General features: G+C 37.8%; 1 protein-coding gene. It reads left to right on the plus strand.

Going from position 1 to position 251, the window contains the following annotated elements:
• Positions 1 to 171 (plus strand): DUF1659 domain-containing protein (locus tag SB660_RS24510; protein ID WP_486304222.1); only part of this gene is annotated, 171 nt, incomplete at its 5' end.
• Between the last annotated feature and the right edge of the window lie 80 nt (positions 172 to 251).

A 251-nucleotide genomic window follows, 5' to 3' on the forward strand; every position in this document is an offset into this window, starting at 1 on the left:
CATACTGAAACAAATAAGCCGCAATTTGTAATTAAAACCTACCGTAATGTAAACGACACGCATACACCAACAGCGTTAGTAACGGTAGCGAAAGCGATTGCGAGTCTTTCATCAAAGCCACTTGACAGTATTAGTAAGCAAGAAATAACAGAATTGTCGTCATTACAATAAAAAAGGAGGTAGGACTGATGGCAAAAGTTTTAGAGTTGCAATTTAATACAGCATTAGGAAAAACGGCGACGATTGCCATT

The sequence above is a fragment of the Bacillus sp. SIMBA_005 genome (assembly GCF_046535585.1).
In the GTDB taxonomy this organism is placed as follows: domain Bacteria; phylum Bacillota; class Bacilli; order Bacillales; family Bacillaceae; genus Bacillus; species Bacillus pumilus.